The sequence below is a fragment of the Bifidobacterium sp. M0404 genome, from assembly GCF_016101415.1.
Lineage (GTDB): Bacteria > Actinomycetota > Actinomycetes > Actinomycetales > Bifidobacteriaceae > Bombiscardovia > Bombiscardovia polysaccharolytica.
The window spans coordinates 1-20,619 of the sequence record NZ_JACFQP010000005.1 but is presented as its reverse complement, the minus strand read 5'-3'; the positions used below and the strand labels follow the sequence as shown (position 1 = coordinate 20,619).

Annotated in this window: 15 protein-coding genes; 9 read left to right on the top strand and 6 right to left on the bottom strand. The window is 62.3% G+C overall.

Annotation, left to right across the window (positions count from 1 at the left end; translation table 11 throughout):
- Positions 1-5: 5 nt before the first annotated feature.
- Positions 6-764: a hypothetical protein gene (locus H3T93_RS08550; RefSeq protein WP_144176705.1), complete on the bottom strand. Its 759-nt coding sequence runs from the start codon at positions 762-764 to the stop codon at positions 6-8.
- A gap of 213 nt (positions 765-977) precedes the next feature.
- Here H3T93_RS08550 and pepN point away from each other — a divergent pair, with 213 nt between their 5' ends.
- From pepN to H3T93_RS08535, 3 genes are all read left to right on the top strand, one after another.
- Positions 978-3,593: an aminopeptidase N gene (gene pepN / locus H3T93_RS08545; RefSeq protein ID WP_144176707.1), complete on the top strand. Its 2,616-nt coding sequence runs from the start codon at positions 978-980 to the stop codon at positions 3,591-3,593.
- Positions 3,594-3,691: 98 nt separating this feature from the next.
- Entirely contained in the window at positions 3,692-5,068 is a 1,377-nt protein-coding gene (gene glmM, locus H3T93_RS08540; protein WP_110424962.1) for a phosphoglucosamine mutase, read from the top strand.
- Between the two features lie 30 nt (positions 5,069-5,098).
- A complete protein-coding gene (locus tag H3T93_RS08535; RefSeq protein WP_144176709.1) occupies positions 5,099-5,752 on the top strand; it encodes a peptide deformylase in 654 nt (217 codons plus the stop codon).
- A gap of 14 nt (positions 5,753-5,766) precedes the next feature.
- On the opposite strand, the gene H3T93_RS08530 is transcribed toward H3T93_RS08535, so the two are convergent.
- Positions 5,767-6,450: an SOS response-associated peptidase gene (locus H3T93_RS08530; protein ID WP_144176710.1), complete on the bottom strand. Its 684-nt coding sequence runs from the start codon at positions 6,448-6,450 to the stop codon at positions 5,767-5,769.
- Positions 6,451-6,675: 225 nt separating this feature from the next.
- On the opposite strand from H3T93_RS08530, the gene H3T93_RS09250 reads away from it, so the two are divergent.
- Complete coding sequence (locus H3T93_RS09250) at positions 6,676-7,794, top strand: zinc-binding dehydrogenase (RefSeq protein ID WP_052323105.1); 1,119 nt, start codon at positions 6,676-6,678, stop codon at positions 7,792-7,794.
- Positions 7,795-7,929: 135 nt separating this feature from the next.
- On the opposite strand, the gene H3T93_RS08520 is transcribed toward H3T93_RS09250, so the two are convergent.
- Positions 7,930-9,060, bottom strand: coding sequence for a glycerate kinase (locus H3T93_RS08520; RefSeq protein WP_144176711.1), 1,131 nt, complete (start codon positions 9,058-9,060; stop codon positions 7,930-7,932).
- Between the two features lie 27 nt (positions 9,061-9,087).
- Positions 9,088-10,386: a GntP family permease gene (locus tag H3T93_RS08515; RefSeq protein ID WP_110424965.1), complete on the bottom strand. Its 1,299-nt coding sequence runs from the start codon at positions 10,384-10,386 to the stop codon at positions 9,088-9,090.
- Positions 10,387-10,586: 200 nt separating this feature from the next.
- Between H3T93_RS08515 and H3T93_RS08510 the strand changes: the two genes are divergently transcribed.
- Positions 10,587-11,771 (top strand): CdaR family transcriptional regulator, encoded by a 1,185-nt coding sequence (locus H3T93_RS08510; protein WP_186363851.1) that lies wholly within the window; start codon positions 10,587-10,589, stop codon positions 11,769-11,771.
- 35 nt (positions 11,772-11,806) lie between these two features.
- On the opposite strand, the gene H3T93_RS08505 is transcribed toward H3T93_RS08510, so the two are convergent.
- Entirely contained in the window at positions 11,807-12,526 is a 720-nt protein-coding gene (locus tag H3T93_RS08505; protein WP_186363852.1) for a DUF4391 domain-containing protein, read from the bottom strand.
- 192 nt (positions 12,527-12,718) lie between these two features.
- On the opposite strand from H3T93_RS08505, the gene H3T93_RS08500 reads away from it, so the two are divergent.
- From H3T93_RS08500 to H3T93_RS08485, 4 genes are all read left to right on the top strand, one after another.
- Complete coding sequence (locus H3T93_RS08500) at positions 12,719-13,735, top strand: alpha/beta hydrolase (protein WP_232348786.1); 1,017 nt, start codon at positions 12,719-12,721, stop codon at positions 13,733-13,735.
- Between the two features lie 113 nt (positions 13,736-13,848).
- Positions 13,849-14,052, top strand: coding sequence for a hypothetical protein (locus H3T93_RS08495; protein WP_015021464.1), 204 nt, complete (start codon positions 13,849-13,851; stop codon positions 14,050-14,052).
- 522 nt (positions 14,053-14,574) lie between these two features.
- Entirely contained in the window at positions 14,575-15,531 is a 957-nt protein-coding gene (locus tag H3T93_RS08490; protein ID WP_144176715.1) for a nucleoside hydrolase, read from the top strand.
- Between the two features lie 51 nt (positions 15,532-15,582).
- A complete protein-coding gene (locus H3T93_RS08485; protein ID WP_144176717.1) occupies positions 15,583-16,971 on the top strand; it encodes an MFS transporter in 1,389 nt (462 codons plus the stop codon).
- 210 nt (positions 16,972-17,181) lie between these two features.
- On the opposite strand, the gene H3T93_RS08480 is transcribed toward H3T93_RS08485, so the two are convergent.
- Positions 17,182-20,388 (bottom strand): RCC1 domain-containing protein, encoded by a 3,207-nt coding sequence (locus tag H3T93_RS08480; RefSeq protein ID WP_198214754.1) that lies wholly within the window; start codon positions 20,386-20,388, stop codon positions 17,182-17,184.
- Positions 20,389-20,619: the final 231 nt, after the last annotated feature.

Genomic DNA, 20,619 nt, shown 5'->3' with positions numbered 1-20,619 from the left:
CCACGTTACCGCGGGTATTCGGCCAAAGTGGTGGGAGTTTCGGCCAGAACCTCACCGCCCTGGTCGAAGTCGAAGTCGCCCAGCCAATGTCCGAACCTGCTGGGTCCCTTGCCGCACCAAACCACACAGGCGCTGCGGTCAGCCTGTCCGCTCAGCAGACGGTTGGCAGTTCCGGTCACCCTGTCGTTGCCCAGACGGTAGTCCAGGAACTTGCCGTCCCCGTAATGGCGGGCCACCCGCTTACGCTGCTCCTGGCCCAGCACCCGCCAGGGGTCGGCGGCGCAGAAGACCCGGGCGGGCAGGTCCTGCTCCGCCGCCTGGATCAGGGCCAGGCCTCCACCCATACTATGTCCGGTAAAAAGCACCCCGCGGTCGGTTCCCGCCTTGTGCCGGGCCAGGTCAAGCGCCTGCCTGGCCAGGATGCCTGCCTGCTGTGTCTGTCCCGGCTCCCCATTCAGCGGCGGCAGGAAGCAGGTCAGCGCGGCATGGATGTCGTGGCGGGGGTCGTCGCGCAGATTGGTGCCGGCATAGACCACGACCAAATGGGCATAGTCCGGACCCTCCTCCATATTCTGGGCGGCGATCATCCCCTCGAAGCCGTTTTCGGGGCAGTAGCGTGAGCGCAGCACCCAGTAGCTGCCCAGGGTCGGATCCTCGAACCAGTGCAGGCCCGGCCGGGTCTTGACGTCCCCTCGACCGATCCCGTAGGAGTACTGGCAGAGCATGTTGAGCTGCTGTGTGGTAAACCCGGTCCGGACCTGCATGACGCTCCCTTTCCGCCAGACTCATAAGGCATGGACCATGAACAACCGCCTGGAGGCCTGACTATTCCCGTCCGGACTGCGCCGTGAGAAAAGAGGGAAATCGTCCCGCTGGCCCGTCGGCTGGTGTCCGCATTAGACTTGACATGCCATATCCATACAGGACCTATGCCGATGCCGGTGGGGGCACCGACATCCATGCGCGAAAGGAAATTCATGCCCGGAGCCAATCTGACTCGTGTGGAAGCCGAAGAGCGAGCCGTCGTCGTATCCAATGTCAGCTACAAGGTCAATCTGGACCTGACCAAGGGGCCTGCAACCTTCCCCTCTACCGCCCTGATCGACTTTGATGCCCGGCCGGGGGAGTCCACCTTTGTGGATCTGATTGCCGACCAGGTCAGCCTGATTGAGCTGAACGGCCGGCGTCTGGACCCGGCCCTGGCCTTCAGGGACGACCGGATTGAGCTTAACGACCTGCGTGAGCACAACCAGCTGCGGGTGGAGGCCCTCTGCCGGTATTCGCGCACAGGCGAGGGTCTGCATCGCAGCGTTGACCCCTCGGATGGCAACGTCTACCTCTACTCCCAGTTCGAGGTACCCGACGCCCGCCGGGTCTATGCGGTCTTCGACCAGCCGGACATCAAGGCCGTCTTCGACTTCACCGTGGATGCCCCCGCATCCTGGACGGTTCTGTCCAACATGCCTCCCGCCTCCCATCAGGCCCTGGACAGCCGCACCGCCGAGGGAACCCTGGAGAACGGCCGTACCGAGGGCGTGACCCGTTGGGTCTTCCAGACCACCCCGGTCATGAGCTCCTACCTGACCGCATTCGCCGCCGGACCCTACGCCCAATGGACCAGCGAGTACCATAACGAGGACGGACGGACAATCCCTATGGGCCTGTACTGCCGCCAGGCGCTGAAGGACTCCCTGGACGGGGATGCCGAATACCTCTTCGATGTGACCAAGAAGGGCTTCGCCTTCTACGCCAAAACCTGGGACCTGCCCTTCCCCTGGGCTAAGTACGACCAGATCTTCGTGCCCGAATACAACGCGGGCGCCATGGAGAACATCGGCCTGGTCACCTTCCGTGATTCCTACGTCTTCGAGTCCAAGGCCACCGGGGCCCAGATCAACCGCCGCGTGGAGACCGTCCTGCACGAGCTGGCCCACATGTGGTTCGGCGACCTGGTGACCATGAAGTGGTGGAACGACCTGTGGCTGAACGAGTCCTTCGCCGAGTTCATGTCGACCCTGGCCACCGCCGAGGCCACCGAGTGGACCGACGACTGGGCCACCTTCTGCTCCGGGGAGAAGAGCTGGGCCCTGACCGAGGACCAGCTGCCCACCACCCACCCCGTGGTGGCCCCCATCCGCGACCTGCATGACACCGAAGTCAACTTCGATGGCATCACCTACGCCAAGGGCGGTTCTGTGCTGAAGCAGCTGGTCGCCTACGTGGGCCGTGATCGCTTCTTCCAGGGCATCCACAACTATCTGACGGCCCATGCCCACGGCAATGCCACGCTGAAGGATCTGCTGACCGAGTTGGAGAAGACCAGCGGCCGCGACCTGGGCAACTGGTCCCGTCTTTGGCTTGAGGAGGCCGGCATCACCACGCTGACCAGCCAGGTGCAGACCGACGAGCAGGGGACCATCACCGCCATGCGGATCGACCAGACCGCCCCCGAGGAGCATCCGGTCCTGCGTCCTCACCGCCTGGCTGTGGGCTTCTATGACGAGGACCAGTCCGGCAAGGTGGTGCGTACAGACCGGTTCGAGCTGGATCTGGACGGCCAGGGAGCCGAAGTGCCCCAGGTCGTCGGCAAGAAGCGTCCGGCCCTGATTCTGATCAACGACGACGACCTGACCTACGTCAAGCTGCGTCTGGATCAGGATTCTCTGGAGTATGCCACGCAGAACCTGTACCGGATCGAGGACCGTCTGGCCCGGGCCGTGGTCTGGCTCAGCCTTTGGGACATGACCAGGGATGCGCAGTTCCCTGCTGAGCGCTTCATCAGCCTGAGCTTGAAGGCACTGGCCACCGAGCACCAGTCCACCACCTTCCGCTACGCCCTGTCTCAGATCTCCACGGCCGCCCACCACTTCACCGCCTCCCGTCGCCGTCAGCCCATGCTGCAGCTGGTGGCCAGCACGCTCTGGGATCTGGCCATGAAGGCCCAACCCGGTTCGGACGAGCAGTTCCAGCTGGTCCGCGCCTACCTGGGCTACGGAGACGACGCCGACTTCGAGGACCACGCCCGGGGTCTGCTGAGCGGCGACCTGAAGCTGGAGGGGCTGACCATCGACAACAACACCCGCTGGCTGATCATCCACGCCTTGTCTGCCCACGACCTGCTGGCTGACGGCGAGATCGACCGGGAGCTGGCCGCGAAAGACACCACGGAGAACCGCGAGTTCGCCATGGGAGCCCGGGCTGCACGTCCGACTTCCGAGGCCAAGGCCTGGGCCTGGGATCAGGCTCTGCACAATGAGGATCTGACCAACTCGCAGATCGAGGCCTTGGCCGACGGCTTCTCCGGTTCAGGGAACCAGGAGCTCTTCGCGCCCTACGTGGACCGCTTCTTCGCAGCCGTGGACGAGGTCTGGACCCAGAAGACCTTCCACATCGCGGAGACCCTGCTCAACCCCCTGTCGGCGGGCGGACTCTACCCGACCAAGGCTGACCCGGCCGCCCTGGTCAAGGCGGGCGATGCCTGGCTGGCCGACCATGCTGAGGCACCCAAGGCCCTGCGTGGGATGATCATCCAGAACACGGAGTCCTCCAGGCGCATCCTCAAGGTCCGTGAATACAACGAGCGTCTGCGCTGAGTATTCTGCCCGCCCCGGCCCAAGTGGCGACGGGTCAGGGGCGGGGCCATAATGAATCTGTTGCCTGCATTCAGGATGGTACGTTCGGAGGAGAGCAAATGCCCAGATTATTCGGTACCGATGGTGTACGCGGTTTAGCCAATAGGGACCTGACTGCACAGCTGGCCCTTGATCTGGGCGATGCAGCTGTCCGGGTCCTGGGCCGTGGCGCGGATCGGTCCGCGGGCCGCCGACGGGCCTTGATCGGCCGCGATACCCGGGTCTCCGGGGACTTCCTGGCCTCGGCCTTGGCCGCCGGCATGTCATCGGGTGGCTTCGACGTGATCGACGTGGGCATCATTCCTACTCCGGGCATCGCCTACCTGACCAGCGTGCTCAACGTGGAGATGGGGGCGGTCATCTCCGCCTCCCACAACCCCATGCCGGACAACGGCATCAAGTTCTTCGCCCGGGGCGGGTTCAAGCTCCAGGATTCCAAGGAGGACGACATCGAATCGGTCCTGGGCCAGGACTGGGAGCGCCCGGTGGGAGAGGGCGTGGGCCGCGTCTCCCATGACACGGTGACCGCCACCAACATGTACATCGACCATCTGGTGGAGGCCGTGGCCCCTGTCGCCCCTGACAAGACCCAAACCAAGCCTTTGGACGGTCTGCGAATCGTGGCCGACTGCGCCAACGGAGCCACCTCGGTGGTAGCCCCCGAGGCACTGCGCCGGGCCGGGGCGGACGTGGTGGTCATCAATGCCTCGCCCGACGGATACAACATCAACAAACACGCCGGTTCCACCCACCCCGAGCAGCTGCAGGCCATGGTCAAGGCCTCGGACGCGGTCATGGGCGTGGCCTTCGACGGGGATGCCGACCGCTGTCTGGCCGTGGACGAAGAGGGAACCATGGTCAACGGCGATCAGATCATGGGCATTCTGGCCCGCGCCAAGCAGCGTGAGGGCAAGCTGGCCAACGATACCCTGGTGGTCACCGTCATGAGCAACCTGGGACTCAAGTTGGCCCTGAAGCAGATGGGCATCGTCACCGTCCAGACGGCTGTGGGAGACCGCTACGTCCTTGAGGAGATGCTGCGCGGAGGCTATACCCTGGGCGGCGAGCAGTCCGGGCACGTCATCAACCGCGAGTTCGCCACCACGGGCGACGGAACCCTGACTGCCTTGACCCTGGCCAAGGAGGTCGTGCGCTCGGGCAAGAGCCTCAAGGAGCTGGCTGCCGACTTCCCACAGCTGCCCCAGCAGCTGATCAACGTCTCCGGTGTGGACAAGAACGCGGCCCGCACCAATGCCAAGGTCCAGGATGCGGTCGAGGCGGAGGAGCGGATGCTGGGCAGCACCGGCCGGGTCCTGCTGCGGCCCTCGGGCACCGAGCCTCTGGTCAGGGTCATGGTCGAGGCGGCCACCCAGGAGCAGGCCGACCAGGTCTGCCAGCGGCTGGCCTCAGTCGTGGCCGACGAGCTGGCCATCTGAACCGACGACCCAGGAAAGGCGGAATCATCCATGTTCGGCAGAAAGGTGGCCTTCGACGCCGATCTCAACCACCGGGTGGAATCCATGCTGGCCGAGGCCGGCAAAGAAGAGCTCTTGCCTATTGTGCAGATGGGCGAGCCTGTACTTCGTCAGCAGGCCCAGCCCTACAAGGGCCAACTGGCAGCCAAGACCCTGAACAGGCTGCTCAAGGCCATGCGTGCCACCATGCTTGAGGCACCGGGCGTGGGGCTGGCGGCACCTCAGGTGGGCCTGGGCCTGGCCATCGCCGTCATAGAGGATCATATTCGCGACGACGAGGATGATCCGCGTCAGATCGACGAACTGCCCTTCAGGGTCATCATCAACCCCTCCTATGAGCCTATCGGGCAGGAGACTGCGTCCTTCTACGAGGGGTGCCTGTCCCTGGAAGGATTCCAGGCGGTTCGGCGGCGCTGGCTGGACATCACGGCCAGCTGGGAGGACCGTTCCGGGCGCAAGCACCGCCAGCGCATGCACGGCTGGCCGGCCCGCATCTTCCAGCATGAGACCGACCATCTGTCGGGCGAGGTCTACATCGACAAGGCCGAGATTCGCAGTCTGTCCTCCGACGACAACCTGAGCGAGTACTGGGCCTACGACCCGGTCCCCACCGAGGCGGCAGAGGAGCTGGGCTTCACCATCTGAATCCTGCGAACCCTCTAAATTCTCTTGACCCTCTGGTCCAGGGCCATAGCCTCTGTCAGCTCCGGACCGTCCCCTTTCAAGGGCGCTACCGGGTGCATGGTCAATGCTTCGGAGGCATGGCGGCCAAACTCCACGGCCTTGGGCAGGATCGCCGTGCCCTCTATGCCTGGGTCCAGCCAGGAGTCCAGGTTTTCATCAGTGATCAGCAGAGGCATCCGATCGTGCACCCGCGCGGCCTCCGGCGTGGCCTGCGTCGTTAGGATGGTCGCCGTCAGCAGCCAGGGCTGGCCAGGCCTGGCACGCCACCAGGAGTAGAGTCCGCCGATGTTCAGGGTGTGGCCGTCGGGGGCCTGGAAGTAGTAAGGCCGATGGTTAGGTGTCCACTCGTAGTAGCCGCTTGCCGGAATGATGGCCCTCTGACTCTTGGCCGAGTCCGCGTAGGTCCGCTTGGTCAGGGCGCTTTCCACCCGGGCGTTGTGGGTGGGGTAGGCCATCTGATCGCTTTCGGACCAGGAGGGGACCAGGTTCCAGCGGGCCGGATGCAGGTGCCGCTGCCCATGTCGGTCCTGGGCCACCAGGGCTATGACCGACCCGGGGCTGATGTTCCAAGAGGGCTCGGGCAGTCCCGGAGCCTGCCGGGCACCGTAGTGTTGGGCCAGACTTGAGTAGTCCAGATCAGCCGCGAATCGTCCACACATGAAGCCCATTCTATGGATGCTTGGAGTCCCCGTCGAGGAAACGCCGGAGGCCTTTTTCCGGGCCAGTCTAAATGCTGATTGACCCCTCTTTCCTGCTAGCATGAAGGTGGTCTGCGGCAGCGGTGCATACATTGAGGATGGCCGTGGCCACAGCGGAATATTCAACGTTGTTTTTGCCCTGCCTGGCATGAGGCCGGCGGCGGCATGGTGATTAGGAGATGGTTTATGCCTCAGAAGATCAAGGCGTCGATTGCCTATGGCATCGGCAAGGGGTTTGCCCAGCCCGAGGAGATCATCATTGATGACCCCATTGGCGCGGAGGTCCTGGTGGACGTGCAGGCCTCGGGTCTGTGCCATTCGGATCTGCATCTGGTCGAGGATGACGACAAGTTCTTCCCCTTCCCGGCTGTGATCGGCCATGAGATCTCGGGCATCGTCGAGGCCGTGGGCCCCGAGGTGTCCGGCATCAAGGTGGGCGACCACGTGGTGGCCTCCCTGGAGCAGGTCTGTGGACACTGCGCCAACTGCCTCAAGGGTCAGCCCCAATCCTGCACCCAGCAGCAGGAGTGCGTGCGCGGCGCGGGCGAGAAGCCCCGTCTTTCCTTCCCCGATGGCCGGCCCATCACCCAGGCCTTCGGCACCGGCGGCTTTGCCGAGAAGGCCCTGATTCACGAGAACCAGCTGGCTGTGGTCAACAACCAGGTCAAGTGGGATGAGGCCGCCTGCATCGGTTGCGCCACCATCACCGGAGCCGGAGCGGCCATCAACACCGCCCATGTGCGTCCCGGCGACACCGTGGCCGTCATCGGCACCGGCGGCATCGGCCTGAACATCATTTCGGGAGCCCGGATTTGCGGCGCCAAGCGGATCATCGCCATCGACCTGCTGGACAACAAGCTGGAGTTCGCCCGCAAGTTCGGCGCCACCGACGTCATCAACTCCAAGAACGAGGACCCTGTGGCCAAGGTGCGCGAGCTGACTGACGGCGGCGTGGACCAGGCCTTCGAGGCCATTGGCCTGCCCGTTACCATGAAGCAGGCCTGGGACATGCTGGGCGTGGGCGGCACTGCTTACCCGATCGGCCTGACCAAGCCGGATGCCACGGTCTCCCTGGAGATCAACCCGGCCGACCTGCTGGTCCACCAGCGCGGCTTCAAGGGTGTGTGGATGGGCTCCACCAACATCAAGCACGACATCCCCATGTACGCTGACTTCGCTGTGGACGGGCGGCTGAACATGCATGACATCGTCAGCCAGCACATCAAGCTGAGCCAGATTGACGAGGCCTACAAGCAGCTGGTCAACGGCGAGGTCATCCGTTCGGTCATCACCGAATTCGACTGATCCCTTCCAACTGTCCGGCATTACTGCTGATGATTGTGCCGAACAGGAGTTCTGACAGGGGTTCTGATTACCAGGGGCTCCGGGTGCGCAAGGCATCCGGAGCCCCTTTCGTGTTCTGCTAATCCGAGAGCCGGATCAGGCCAGGAGCCTGCCGATGTTCTCGGCCACTGCGGCAAGGTTGTCGGCGGCCTTGGCCATGGCCTCATCCAGGCTGACGGCTCCAGGGCTGATGCTGAAGATGGCATCGATGCCCACCTTGTAGAGCTCTTCGGTACCTGCACCCACGTTCCCTGCCAGGGCGATGACCTTGCAGCCGGGGGAGGACTCCTTGACGGCCTGGGCTGTGCCCATGGGGGTCTTCCCGAAACCGGTCTGGAAGTCGATGCCGCCCTCGCCGGTGAAGCAGAGGTCGGCGCCGCGGGCCAGCTCCTTAAGGCGGGTGGTCTCTACGACAATATTGACGCCCGAGGCCATAACGGCCGGGGTGAAGGCCAGGAATCCTGCGCCCAGACCTCCGGCGGCCCCTGCCCCCGGTTTGGTCTCCACCTCCCGGTGCAGGTCCTTGCGGATGACGGCTGCATAGTGACCCAGGGCCGCATCCAGGGTGGCCACCATGGATGGGTCCGCCCCCTTTTGCGGCCCGAAGACGGCAGAGGCTCCTTCGGGACCGGTCAGGGGGTTGGTCACGTCCGAGGCCAGACGAATGCGGGTGCTTGCAAGCCTGGGATCCAACCCGGAGACGTCGATTCGGTCCAGTCGAGCCAGTGCAGCTCCTCCCTGACTCAATTCCCGTCCGTCAGCATCCAGCAGCCGGGCACCCAGGGCCTGGGCCATGCCGGCACCGCCGTCGTTGGTGGCCGAACCACCGAGGCCGACGATGATCTCCTGTGCGCCCTGGTCCAGTGCTTTGCTGATCAGCTCGCCCGTACCGTAGGTGGTGGTGACCTGTGGATCTCGGGTCTGTTCGTCGACGAACTGGATGCCGCTGGCCGCAGCCATCTCGATGGCGGCCGTCCGTCCGTCGCCCAGGATGCCGTAGCTGGCGTCCACGGTCTGGCCCAGGGGTCCGGTGACTTGGGTCTGGATCATATGGCCTCCGGTGGCATCGACCAGGGACTGGACTGTGCCCTCGCCGCCGTCGGCCATGGGCACAAGGACCATTTCGGCCTTGAGGAGGCTGCGTTGCAATCCGTGTTCGATGGCTTTTGCAGCCTCCTTGGCGGTCAGGCTGCCCTTGAAGGAGTCGGGTGCAATGATGATTTTCATGGTTGTTACCTTTCCTGACTCGTCGACTCAGAAGACCAGATAGACCAGCATGGCCACCAGGGTCATGGTCAGGCCTACCAGGAACTCAAAGGGGACGACCTTCATCCGCTCGCCCAGGGTCATGTTGATGGACTTGGCGGTGACGTGGAAGTAGTTGCCGTGGGGCAGCTGGTCGATGACCGTGGCGCCCGCCTGCATGGTGACGGCGGCAGCCACCCCCGAGGTGCCAAAGGCCAGGATGGACTTGCCGAATGAGCTGCTGCCCAGGATGACGCCCGTGGATGTGGAGGCCGTGGCGGCGGCCATGAGGATGCCGGCGATGGGGGCCAGCATGGATCCGGGCACGCCCATGGCATGGATGAGGTTGACGATCTGCTTGGGCAGGTCGGAGCTGGTGATCAGCCCGCCCAGGGCTCCAGCTCCGATCAGGATGAGAACCACATCAACCATGCGCTGCAGACCGGCGCTGGTGTATGTGAGGATTTTGCCGCCCTGTCCCATGGCCAGCAGGCCCAGGATGGATGCCAGGGGCAGGATGTACATGGCATCCACTTGGAACCGCTCCAGCAGGCCGATGTGCAGAATGGAACCCACGGGGTTGAGCAGGAGCAGGACCACGGCGGTGATGGGAGCCACCAGTGAGCGTCCCAAGGAGGGCAGGTCCTTGTCCTTGGAGGCTTTAGCCGCATCCTCGCCCAGGTCGTCCATGGTGACGATCCGCCCGCGATGCTGCATGATGGTGGCCAGCAGGACGGCCATGGCCAGTCCGCATAGGGCCGGGATGAAGCTGCCGATCATGACTGCCGAGGGCTGTATGTGGAACCCTGAGGCCACCGCGATGGTGTTGGGATTGGGGGAGATGATGTTGCCGGCCTTGCCTCCGCCAGACAGGGCGATCAGCAAAGCCAGCTTGGAGATCTTGAGTCGGCTGCCGACCTCGATGGCGATGGGTGCCACAATCAGAACGGCCACGGGGATGAAGACCCCGACGGCGCAGATGATCATGGTGGCCAGGGCCAGGGAGAGGATGGCCATGCGCTCGCCCAGGCCGTCCACTATGGCTCGAGCTATCCGGTTGGCCGCGCCGGACTCCATCATGACTCCCGCCAGCACTCCAGCAGCCAGAACCCGGATAACCGTGCCCATGACGCTCTGGGAGCCGGCCACCACGATGTTGACGGTCTGGCCCAGGGAGGCGCCACCGATCAGGCATCCTACGATGGCTCCCAGCATGAGTGCGTAGGTGGTGTTTAGCTTCTTGAGAATGAGGATAATGGCCAGGGCCAGGCCCAGCAGGGCGGCCCACCATGACAGGGTAATGTCCATGTCAGTTCCTTTGATCCGTAACTTGTGCCAGGGACCAGGGTTGGCATCGTCGTAGCTGCCAGACCAGTAACAGTCCCATGATTTTTCTCACTTCCATTGTGGCTCTGTTTTGCTCTTTTTGCCAGGGCTCCCATACTCGAAAAGGGATGGATGGCGTTGGCAAAAATGGTTCATGTACCATGTCCGTAGGGAGGCAAGCCATGACCATAGATCCTGCGACGGCGCAGACAATCGTCGACAATCTCAAGGATGTAATCGAGTACAACATCAACTTTTTCGACACCGAAGGAACTATGGTGGCCAGCACTGATGCTTCGCGCATAGGCAGCTTCCATGACGCGGCCCGTCAGGCGGCCGTTGACTGCCAGACCGTTGCCGTGGATCGTCGGCATCCTTATCAGGGAGCCCGTGACGGTGTCAACGTGCCGGTGGTGCTCAACGATGCGGTGGTGGCGGTCATCGGAATCACTGGACCAGTGAACAAGGTGGGCGCTCTGGGCGGGATCATCGAGCGCATGACCGAGCTCATGCTCTGCGCCAGCATGGAGCAGATCGCCCGATTCAACCGGCGGATCATGACCACCAACCTGGTCAACCTGCTGACCCTGGAGCACAAGGACGACGAATTGATGAACGCTCTGGCCCTGGCCCTCGACCTGAATCTGTCGGGTCCACGGCTGGCTCTGGTCGGCCGGGCGCCAGGCATCCGGCTGGAAAGGCTCAACCAGGATCGACTCTACGAGAGGCTCTGCCAGACATGTCTGTCTTTCGGGGTTCCCCTCTTCGCTGTGAGTCCAAGGGACTTTCGCATCTATGCGCCGCGGATGGGGGATGCCGAGCTTGATGAATTCGTGACTGCTCTGCGCAAGGCCCTTGGTCAGGCAGTAGGCTCCAAGGTGGTGCTGGGTGCGGGAATGATTCAGGCGAATCCGGGCCAGTACTGGCACAGCTACCGGCAGGCCTGCGTCGCTGCGCGCTGGGCCGGGTTCACTGCCGATGACCAGCGGTATCGGTACGAACAGATGGGCGCGGGGCTACTGATCACCTCACTGTCCACCGAGCAATGCCGGGCCTTTGTGGAGCAGGTCTTTGCGGGTCTGGCGCCGGATCGTGTCGATCGGTTTGAGAGTGTTTTCAGCGCCTATACCCGTCACAATGGCAGCATCACCCACGCCGCCCAAGAGCTTTTCATCCACAAGAACACCATGCAGAACCGGTTGGATGCCCTGGCCAGAGAGACAGGCTACAACCCCCGTCGCCTGAGCGATTATCCCATCCTGGCCACGGCCTTCGAACTTCGCAAATACCTGGCCTACAAGGATATTCCCGACGAAAGCGCCGAGTTGAGTGGCAATACTGAGACCCCTGGTCAGTTTGGTGGATGAACTAGGCCGAACTAGGCCCGACTAGACTCTGTGTTCTAATCCTCTGCCGTCTGATTATCTGCGGAAAGCTGCTTCAGTTCGGCGCGGACTTTCTGGAGTTTGGCGAAGGCTGTGTTGCGGTCCTGGGTGGTTTTGGCCCGGCCGTGGTCTCCGGTCAACTTGGCTTCCTGGGCCTTGAGCAGGTCGATGCGCTCGCGGATGGCGAGTCGGCTGTCCAGATCTTTGCCGTCAGTCTGGTCCAGGGTCACCTGGGCACAGAGGCTGTCCCAGAGCTGGTCCATATCGTCGCCGGCCAGGGCCAGGTTGGTCTGATCAGCAGGACGGGGTCTGCCCAGGTGGAGCGCATGCCTGGTCTCATGACCGGCTTTGGTGGGCAGGGCCCGGCGGACGGCCGGCGTGCAGACGAGCCCCTTTTCACCCTGGTGAATGGTGATGAAAACCATGCCTGAGGAGCGCATGGCGGCGATATGTTCCAGCACGTCCTCCGGTACATCGGGGGTCTTCAGCCCGATGGCCATGACCAGCACCTCATGGCAGTGTGCGCCGTCCGTCACAGGAATGGTTCCGGGCCGCAGCAGGGCCAGCATGACGATCTTGTCGACGCTGGTGGAGAAGTGCTGACGCAGCCGTGAGGAGACGGGCGGTCGCGTGGTGAAGGCCCTTATGGGCAGTTCACCTTTGGCTGCTGGAATGGCGGTGGTGGGCGGCAGGCCCAGGGAGAGCGCGGATACGCCTTCGTAGGTTGCGATTGTCATCCTTGGCCTTTCTGTCGCTGTTGCCGTCATTCTACCGGCAGGAGCGCGATCAGGGGCAAGAGTGTCCGTTTGCCGGCATGTATATTAGCTGTAAACCCGGAAGAGCGGATGCGGGAGCTGAACGAGCTGCAGACATGCGCAAGATCTGTGGGTTGGAATGATGAGGGCTGAATGATGAGCAAAGATGCAAAGATGACTGTAACCGATAAGGAACGCGAACTTTTAGAGGGCTGGACCGAGGTCGATGGCGATCTTGATGGCTGCAGTCCGGATGTGGCTCAGGTCGTTCTGGGCTCCCGGCTGGCCAGCGGGCGCGTGGATGCTCCCCGCTCCCGTCACTGGCAGGTACCCGAGGGGGTGGACTGCCTGAACGACATCGCCTATGTGGACGATGGTCTGCGCGCCCACAAGCTGGATCTGTACCTTCCTCATGATGCCCTGCTGCGCTACGGCAAGGTGACCCCGGTCTACATCGACATCCACGGCGGCGGGTTCATGTACGGCTACAAGGAACTCAACCGGAACTTCTGCACCCACCTGGCCCAGCGCGGCTTTGCGGTCTTCTCGGTCAACTACCGGCTGATTCCCAGTACGGACTTCATGGGCCAGCTGGGTGACGTGCTGACGGCCCTGACCTGGATAAAGAACCACCTGGACGAGTATCCGGTTTCGCCTGATCGGATCTTTCTGACGGGAGACTCGGCCGGAGGCACGCTGGCCCTCTATACGCTGGCAGTGGAGTCCGATGACCAATTCGCGCAGATGCTGGGGCTGAAACCTGCCGGTCTGCGGCCTCGGGGCGCTGCCTTCGTTTCAGGGCTTTTCGATCTGGCTCCTTACGTATCAGTGGATACGGAAGACGGCCAACCAACCAGTTCACCCACCGATGACCTGGCCATGGTTGCTCCATCCTTCTTCAGAAGCTTTGTGCATGCTGGGGGCGACCAGGCGGCCGACCTGACGACCATGGTCGACATGGTCCACCTGCCGCCGGTCTTCCTGAACACCAGTGCCGACGATTTTCTGCAGGGCGATGCTCTGAAGCTGGCCCAGATCCTGTGCAGGAAGGGCCGCGACTTCGAGCTGCACGACCCGAGGCCCAACCGCCTGCAGACCCTGGGACACGTCTATCCAGTGGCCATGACCTGGCTGGAGGAGAGCGGACAGGCCCTGGACCAGATTCGCGATTTCTCATACGACCTGATTTGAGCCTCTTTGCGCGCCCGGTTCATCCAATCGCTGGCTATGATGGGAAGAGAAAGGTGGGCATCGATGGCGCAAGGCCCCCGGTGTCTGCACAGCCGCTTATAGAGGAGTGATTCATGGACGAGAAGACCTTGGTAGAGAAGCTGAGCAACCTGGAGACCATCGACCAGCTGGTTGACCTGTCCAAGGAAATCGGCCAGCCCCTGTCATACAACGACGCGGACCAGCTCTTCGGCAGGATCAACCAGTGCAAGAATGATGTCGCACAGCTGGGCGGCGACACCATCGCCAAGCTGGCCAAGCAGGTCTTCAACATCTGAAGCATCAAAATCTGAGGTATCAGATTCCATGAGGGCGGGCCGGTATCCAGTTCCGCCCTCTTCTTATGTCTGGTCTCATGCCCGGGCCCGGGCCTCTGCCTGGTTCGGTTGGCCGTGGCGGATCAGATGGGCCGGGCTGTCATGCAGGAAGCAGGCCAGCAGGGCCAGGGCGGTCATCAGTTGCAGATTGTGTCGTCGTCCTCGAATTGCGGCTTCGGGTTCCCCTTTCGCCAGATCATCCGGGCAAGATCAGCGTAATCATAGGCATTTGGGGGAGTAGCCTGTCGGTCCGGCTCGCCATTGTCAATCGGGGAATCGTCCGAAAAACCAGCTTCTGGATCCGTTATCCAGGCCCTGGTTGACGGCTGCATGAACATTGAGGATATTGTCCACGACTTGCGCCTGTCATGGGCAGCGAAACTGCTCAATTTCGCATATGATAAACAAGCATCCACCACAAGGACATCGTGGATGTATAAGGCCATGGTTCCATACAGCCATGGCAATGAAAGGAAACATTGTATGCGTAAGCTGATTCTCGATCTGGACACTGGTGTCGACGACACTCTGGCCATCTCCTATGCCTTGGGCAGCCCCGAAGTTGAGCTGATCGGCATAACGGGCACCTATGGCAACGTGCTGCTGGAGCAGGGCATCCGCAACGATCTGGCCATCACCGATCTGCTGGGCCACCCCGAGGTCAAGGTCTATCCGGGTCTGTCCCACGCATCCAAGGCGGACTCTTTCGAGGTGCTGCCTGTCTCCGCCTTTATCCACGGAGAGAACGGCATCGGCGACGTAGCCATACCTGACTCCGACCGCAAGGCGGAGACGCAGTCGGCCGTGGACTTCATCATCGAAGCGGTCAATACCTACGGCAAGGATCTGGTCTACGTGCCCACCGGCCCCATGACCAACATCGCCGCCGCCCTGGCCAAGGAGCCTGATATTGCCCAGCGCATCGGCTCCATCGTGCTCATGGGCGGGGCTCTGACCGTGCCGGGCAATGTTGATGCCTGGCAAGAGGCCAATATCTCCCAGGATCCGGACGCGGCCGACGTGCTCTTCCGCTCCGGTGCGCCCGTGACCATGGTCGGCCTGGACGTGACGCTACAGACCCTGCTCACCTACAAGGAGACCGCCCGCTGGCGGCAGCTGGGTACTGCTGCAGGCACCTTCCTGGCGGATATGACCGACTTCTACATCAAGGCCTACGAGACCACCTCGCCGCACCTGGGTGGCTGCGGCCTGCACGATCCACTGGCCGTGGGCGTGGCCGTGGATCCGACCCTGGTGACCACCCTGCCCATGAACATGAAGGTGGAGACCGAAGGGGCCACTCGCGGGCGCACCATCGGTGACGAGCAGCGGCTCAACGATCCGAATAAGACCATGCGCGTGGCCGTCGGCGTGGACGTGCCCCGTTTCCTGGACGAGTTCATGACCCGCATCACGAAGCTGGCCTCCAGGGCTGACTGAGGTCCGCCATCCCCGGCAAGTTCACGCAAGAGAAAGAGAATTGAAGACATCATGTCCGAAAAGCAATCCACCGAGGATTCGACAGCCGTACGATCGCTGATCCTGCTGCTGATCACCTTCGTCCTGGGCACCCTGTGCCTGCAAGGCTTCAACCTGGTCTTCCAGCAGGTCGGCAAGGACGCCGGCGCTCCCGACCAGGCCTCGCTGATTACGGCCCTGCCCAGCATCGTCCTGGGCATCGTCTGCTTCATCTACGGGTCCCTGGGCGACTTCGTATCCCTGCGCAAGTTGGTCACCTTCGGCCTGTGCATACTGTTCGTCGGGTCCGTGTATGGGTACGTGGCCAACACGATCATGGCCCCCAACATCTGGAATGTGATTGCGGCCCGGCTGCTGCAGACTGCGGGTGAGCAGGTGGCTGGCTCAGCTTACCTGGTCGTGGCCACCAAGTACCTCAAGCCCTCCCTGAAGGTGATCTTCTTCGGCATCTTCACGGCAGGCTACCAGGTGTCTGCAGCCATCGGCATCTTCGCCGCCGGCCTGCTCAGCTCCATAGCCTGGCAGTACCTCTTCCTGATTCCCGCGGTCACCATCATCTTCCTGCCCATCCTGCTCAAGAGCCTGCCAACCGGCGGCGGCAACGGTGAGAAGGTGGACTGGCTGGGCTTCGTCATCTTCGGACTGGCCACGGCCCTGCTGACCCTCTTCTTCTCTTACACGGCATGGTGGCTGCTGGCGGCCTCCGCTGTCTGCTACCTGATCTTCGCCCTGTACATCAGCCGGGCCCGGAGCCCCTTCATCACTCCAGACTTCTTCCGCAACAAGCGCTGGCTGATGGGCATCGGGTTGATCCTGATCTTCTACTTCATGAACTACTGCATGTCGCCCATCTTCAACGCTATCGGGCGTGACGTCTACAAGGTGTCGACCACCACGGTCTCCCTGCATGTGGTCTGGGCCTTCCTGGTGGCCGCTGTGCTGGGCACCACTTCGGGCGCCATCGTGGACAGGATCGGCCGCAAGCCCGCCATCATCATCGCCGCCTGCCTGATGATTCTGGGCTTCGCAGGGTCCGCACTGGTGGTCAATTCCGGCCTGCTGTCCCTGACGCTGACAGCCTGCGTCTACTATGCCGGGGTCGGACTGATGTATTCGCCCATCGTCTCCACGGTGCTTGACACCCTGCCTCAGGACCAGTCGGGCCGCGGCGTGGGCATGAACGATCTGGTTATGAACGTGACCGGCTCCATCGGCATCGCCATCATCGGCGGTCTGATGGGCAAGCCCAGCCTGGAGGGCTTCAGCATCATGGGTGCCACCGGGCCGGCCGCCAACTACAGCAACCTGCTGCTGATCGGGGCTGCTGTGTCCTTGCTGGGTCTGGTTGTGTATTTGATCTGCAAAAAGACCATCTACGCTACGACTGCAGACCAGCAGTAGAACAGTTGTAGGCGACCGTCCGAGCGTGTAAAGAGGAGTTGCTTCCTATCTTGCGCTTGGGTAGTCGCTCGACTTTTGTCGGCAGCAATTGACAATAGTGTGGTGGGGCGCGGGAGGCGTGTCGGCTCACTTGGGGTTGAGCCTTGTATGACATTCCTCCGTGCGCCCCTTGTAAGTCGGGGCGGGGGGATTGATCCGTCCCGGCCTTTCTTACTCGTGCAAAGTTAGTAGCAGCTGTCTCTGTTCTCTCAGATGGCGGCGGGAGGCCAGCACCCCGCCCATGCTGGTCATGCCGGTGGCGAGGACGAGCAGGACGCCTTCACCGCCGGCTTTAGGCAACACACCCAAGGGTGTGTACGTGTATCTGAGGGAGTCGTAGGCCAGGGTGCTTCCTGTGCCGCCCAGCGTGTAGTCCACGCTGACCGTGACCTCGCCCGGTTCATGAGGGGGCGTGGTCACGGTGACGCTGCCATCGTCCTGGCTTTTAGAGATATTCTTGATGGCTATGCCGTCGAAGCTGACACCGGTGATTACTGGAGATAGGTCAAACGTCACCGGCACCGGAACACGATTCGCGTCGTTGCCGCTGGTGGTGCCGTTGCCAAGCTGACCGTACCGGTTGAATCCCCATGCACTTGTGTTACCGTCTTTGCCGATTGCCAGCGAATGATTCCCTCCGGCGCTGATTTGCGCTGTGCTCAGCCAGGGGCCGGCCTTGCTTGTAGATTGATCGGAAGCGAACACCTTCACGGGGGAATGTTGATCGCTCGTGGTGTTGTTGCCGAGCTTCCCATAGTTGTTTTGTCCCCACGCCCAGGCGTTTCCATCCGTGTCGACAGCCAGCGAATGAGCCCATCCGGCGCTCACTTGCACAGCCTTCAGCACTGTACTTGTATCCTTTGGGTTGAGAAGCACCGAACTGGGGACAGGATTCCTTAGGCTGCTTGTGCTGCCGTTGCCGAGTTGGCCATAGTCGTTGTGCCCCCATGCCCATGTGTTCCCATCTTGGTCGATTGCCAGCGAAAGAGAGCCTCCGGCGCTGACTTGGACAGCTTTGAGCACCGTGCTCGCATGCTTGGGATCGAGCAGCACCGAGCTGGGAGTAGGATTCGCGTTAGTGCCGCTGGTTTTTCCGTTGCCGAGTTGGCCATAGTCGTTGCGTCCCCATGCCCATGTGTTCCCATCTTGGTCGATTGCCAGCGAATGGAAATCCCCGGCGCTGACTTGGACAGCTTTGAGCACCGTGCTCGCATGCTTGGGATCGAGCAGCACCGACTGGGGGGTGTTAGTGCCGCTGGTTTTTCCGTTGCCGAGTTGGCCGTTGTCGTTGTATCCCCATGCCCATATGTTCCCATCTTGGTCGATTGCCAGCGAAAACAACCTTCCGGCGCTCACCTGTATGGCTTTCAGCCCCGTATCAACGTTGGATCCTGTGGAAGGATCGCATACGCGCACGGGGACGGACGAAAAGCTTGTTGTGTTGTTGCCGAGCTGGCCGTTGTTGTTGTTTCCCCAGGCGTAAGCGTATCCGTCGCTGCCCACGGCCAGTGAATGATCGGTTCCGGCGCTGACCTGCACGTAGGTGAAGTCAGCCGACACGCCTGCAGGCTTCTTCACTATGACTGGTGTATTTCGGTTGCTGGTATTTCCGTTGCCGAGCTGGCCGTAGTTGTTGAATCCCCAGGCGTAGGCATTGCCGTCGCTGCCCACAGCCAAGGAGAAGTTGTTGGTGCCTGAGCTGCTGACTTGGTTGAATTTAGTGCTGTTGGCAGCCGCTGGCGGAGTAATCGTGGTCTGTTGTCCTCCTGTCTGGCTGCCTTTGTCGGGGTTGATTTTCCAGGTGTTGTTGGGGTCTTTGAGGGTCCATTTGGCGGTGAGGGTGAGGTTTTGGGTGACGGGTTTGCTGAAGTCGTAGGCGACCTGCCCGGTGAACCATCCGTCGAACTGGTAGCCGTTGCGTACCGGGTCGGGGGAGGGTCGTTTGGCCCTGCCGTACGGGTAGGGGACACTCTGGTCTTCAGGCTTGGTGCCTTCTTCGCCCATGTCGAAGGTGACTGTGTGGGTGGTGTCCGGAGTGGTGTCTCTGGTCAGGGTCTGGTCGACCGTGTAGTTGAGGCTCCTGGTGAAGGGCTGGCCGTATTGTTTGCCGGTGATGGTGATTGAGGCTGGTCCGGGCTTGCGGGCAGGCATGTCCGTCTGCCAGGCGTCGCCGGTCTTGCTGAGTGTGAGTGTCTGGCCGTCCAGGCTGGCTGTTTCCAGTGTTGGTGCCTGTGTGATGATGGTTCTTTTTGGTTTGTCAGGCTGGCCCTGCTCATCAAGTTTCCACTGGTATAGGCTGCCTTGTCTGCTGATGGCGGTGATTCTGCCGTCGGCTTCGGAGGCTTGCATGTAGGTCTGGCTGCCGTCGTCCGCCCGCTCGGGTTTGTTGCCGGGCTTCCAGGTCCAGACTTGGCCGTCCGTGCCGTTGATGATGGCCTGGCTGCCGTTGGTGGTGATTGATCGGGCTTTCATGCTTTCCGGCAGGCTGGCGGCTGTTATTTTGGTCGAGCTGTCGTTTAGGTACTGGGTCTGCCCGTCCGCATCCAGGAGGAGGAACCCCTTGTTGAGGGCTTGGGCTTGGATGATGCGCATGCCCGGTTCCTGTTCGATGCGTGAAGGCCTGGCGTTTCCCGAGGCCGTTTTCCAGGTCCAGGTTTGCCCGTCCGCGTCCAGGATGAGGATCCGCTTGTCGGAGGCGGCGGCGGTGACGGCCTGCGTCTGCCCGGGCAGGCCGGTTGCGGCCTGCTGGGTGAATTCCGTCTGGTCCTGGCTGCCGGCCTGGTAGGCGTGGACCTGTCCCTGCCGGTCCACCGCCAGAAGCAGGTCATTGTCCGTGCTGATGCTGGTGAACCCGGTGTTCCGGTCGGTGTTGAGGATTACGGGTTCAGTCTGTCCGCTGTTCCAGATGTAGATCCGCTGGTCGGAGCCGAGGGCCGCCTGCCACCGGCTGCCGGCTGCGGCCTGCAGATAATGGAACCCGCTGGGAGCCTGGGCGGGGAAGGGAACCTGCTTGGGCGGGCTGTCTTTCGTCCATGTGTAGATGCTGCCGTCGCCGGTCAGGCTGACAGTCTGCTCGCCTGCGGCGTGGATATTGCTGAAACGTGGTTCTTGCTTGTCGGGCGGGTTGATGGTCAGGCGGGTGCCGGAGGCGGGCCCGTGGTCCGGGCTCAGCGTCCAGTCTGTGACTTTGGTCCACTGGGCTTTCAGGGTCGTGTCCTGGAGGATGGGGGTTTGCAAGTCGAACGGCTGGCCGTCATGCGTCCACCCGTCGAACCGGAAGCCCTCACGCTGCGGATTCCGTTCCGGAGGCGAGGCGAGAATCCCATTCTTCACGCTCGCCTGTGTTGGTTTGCTCCCGTCGGCCGGGTCGAAACGCACCACGTGCGCGGCCTGAGCATCCGTTGTTTCTGTTGATTTGGCCGGAGCCGATTCGCCGCTGCCTGTACTGCCCGTCGGCGATGAGGGAGCATTTGGGCTTGCTGTTGCGGTGCTTAACGGCGATGCTGTTGTCAGAGGCGATGGCGAGGGAAGTTGAGTATTTGATGCACTGCTGGGGAAAGAGGCGGGATTTTGCTCAGCTACGCGAGGGGTCTGACGACCCCCCCCCCC

Bases quoted from the DNA above. Each gene is read 5' to 3' on its own strand.
- H3T93_RS08490 (WP_144176715.1), top strand. From the start codon at position 14,575: ATGCGTAAGCTGATTCTCGATCTGGACACTGGTGTCGACGACACTCTG.
- glmM (WP_110424962.1), top strand. From the start codon at position 3,692: ATGCCCAGATTATTCGGTACCGATGGTGTACGCGGTTTAGCCAATAGG.
- pepN (WP_144176707.1), top strand. From the start codon at position 978: ATGCCCGGAGCCAATCTGACTCGTGTGGAAGCCGAAGAGCGAGCCGTC.
- H3T93_RS08485 (WP_144176717.1), top strand. From the start codon at position 15,583: ATGTCCGAAAAGCAATCCACCGAGGATTCGACAGCCGTACGATCGCTG.
- H3T93_RS08550 (WP_144176705.1), bottom strand. From the start codon at position 764: ATGCAGGTCCGGACCGGGTTTACCACACAGCAGCTCAACATGCTCTGC.
- H3T93_RS08515 (WP_110424965.1), bottom strand. From the start codon at position 10,386: ATGGACATTACCCTGTCATGGTGGGCCGCCCTGCTGGGCCTGGCCCTG.
- H3T93_RS08495 (WP_015021464.1), top strand. From the start codon at position 13,849: ATGGACGAGAAGACCTTGGTAGAGAAGCTGAGCAACCTGGAGACCATC.
- H3T93_RS08510 (WP_186363851.1), top strand. From the start codon at position 10,587: ATGACCATAGATCCTGCGACGGCGCAGACAATCGTCGACAATCTCAAG.
- H3T93_RS08505 (WP_186363852.1), bottom strand. From the start codon at position 12,526: ATGACAATCGCAACCTACGAAGGCGTATCCGCGCTCTCCCTGGGCCTG.
- H3T93_RS08500 (WP_232348786.1), top strand. From the start codon at position 12,719: ATGACTGTAACCGATAAGGAACGCGAACTTTTAGAGGGCTGGACCGAG.
- H3T93_RS09250 (WP_052323105.1), top strand. From the start codon at position 6,676: ATGCCTCAGAAGATCAAGGCGTCGATTGCCTATGGCATCGGCAAGGGG.
- H3T93_RS08535 (WP_144176709.1), top strand. From the start codon at position 5,099: ATGTTCGGCAGAAAGGTGGCCTTCGACGCCGATCTCAACCACCGGGTG.
- H3T93_RS08530 (WP_144176710.1), bottom strand. From the start codon at position 6,450: ATGTGTGGACGATTCGCGGCTGATCTGGACTACTCAAGTCTGGCCCAA.
- H3T93_RS08520 (WP_144176711.1), bottom strand. From the start codon at position 9,060: ATGAAAATCATCATTGCACCCGACTCCTTCAAGGGCAGCCTGACCGCC.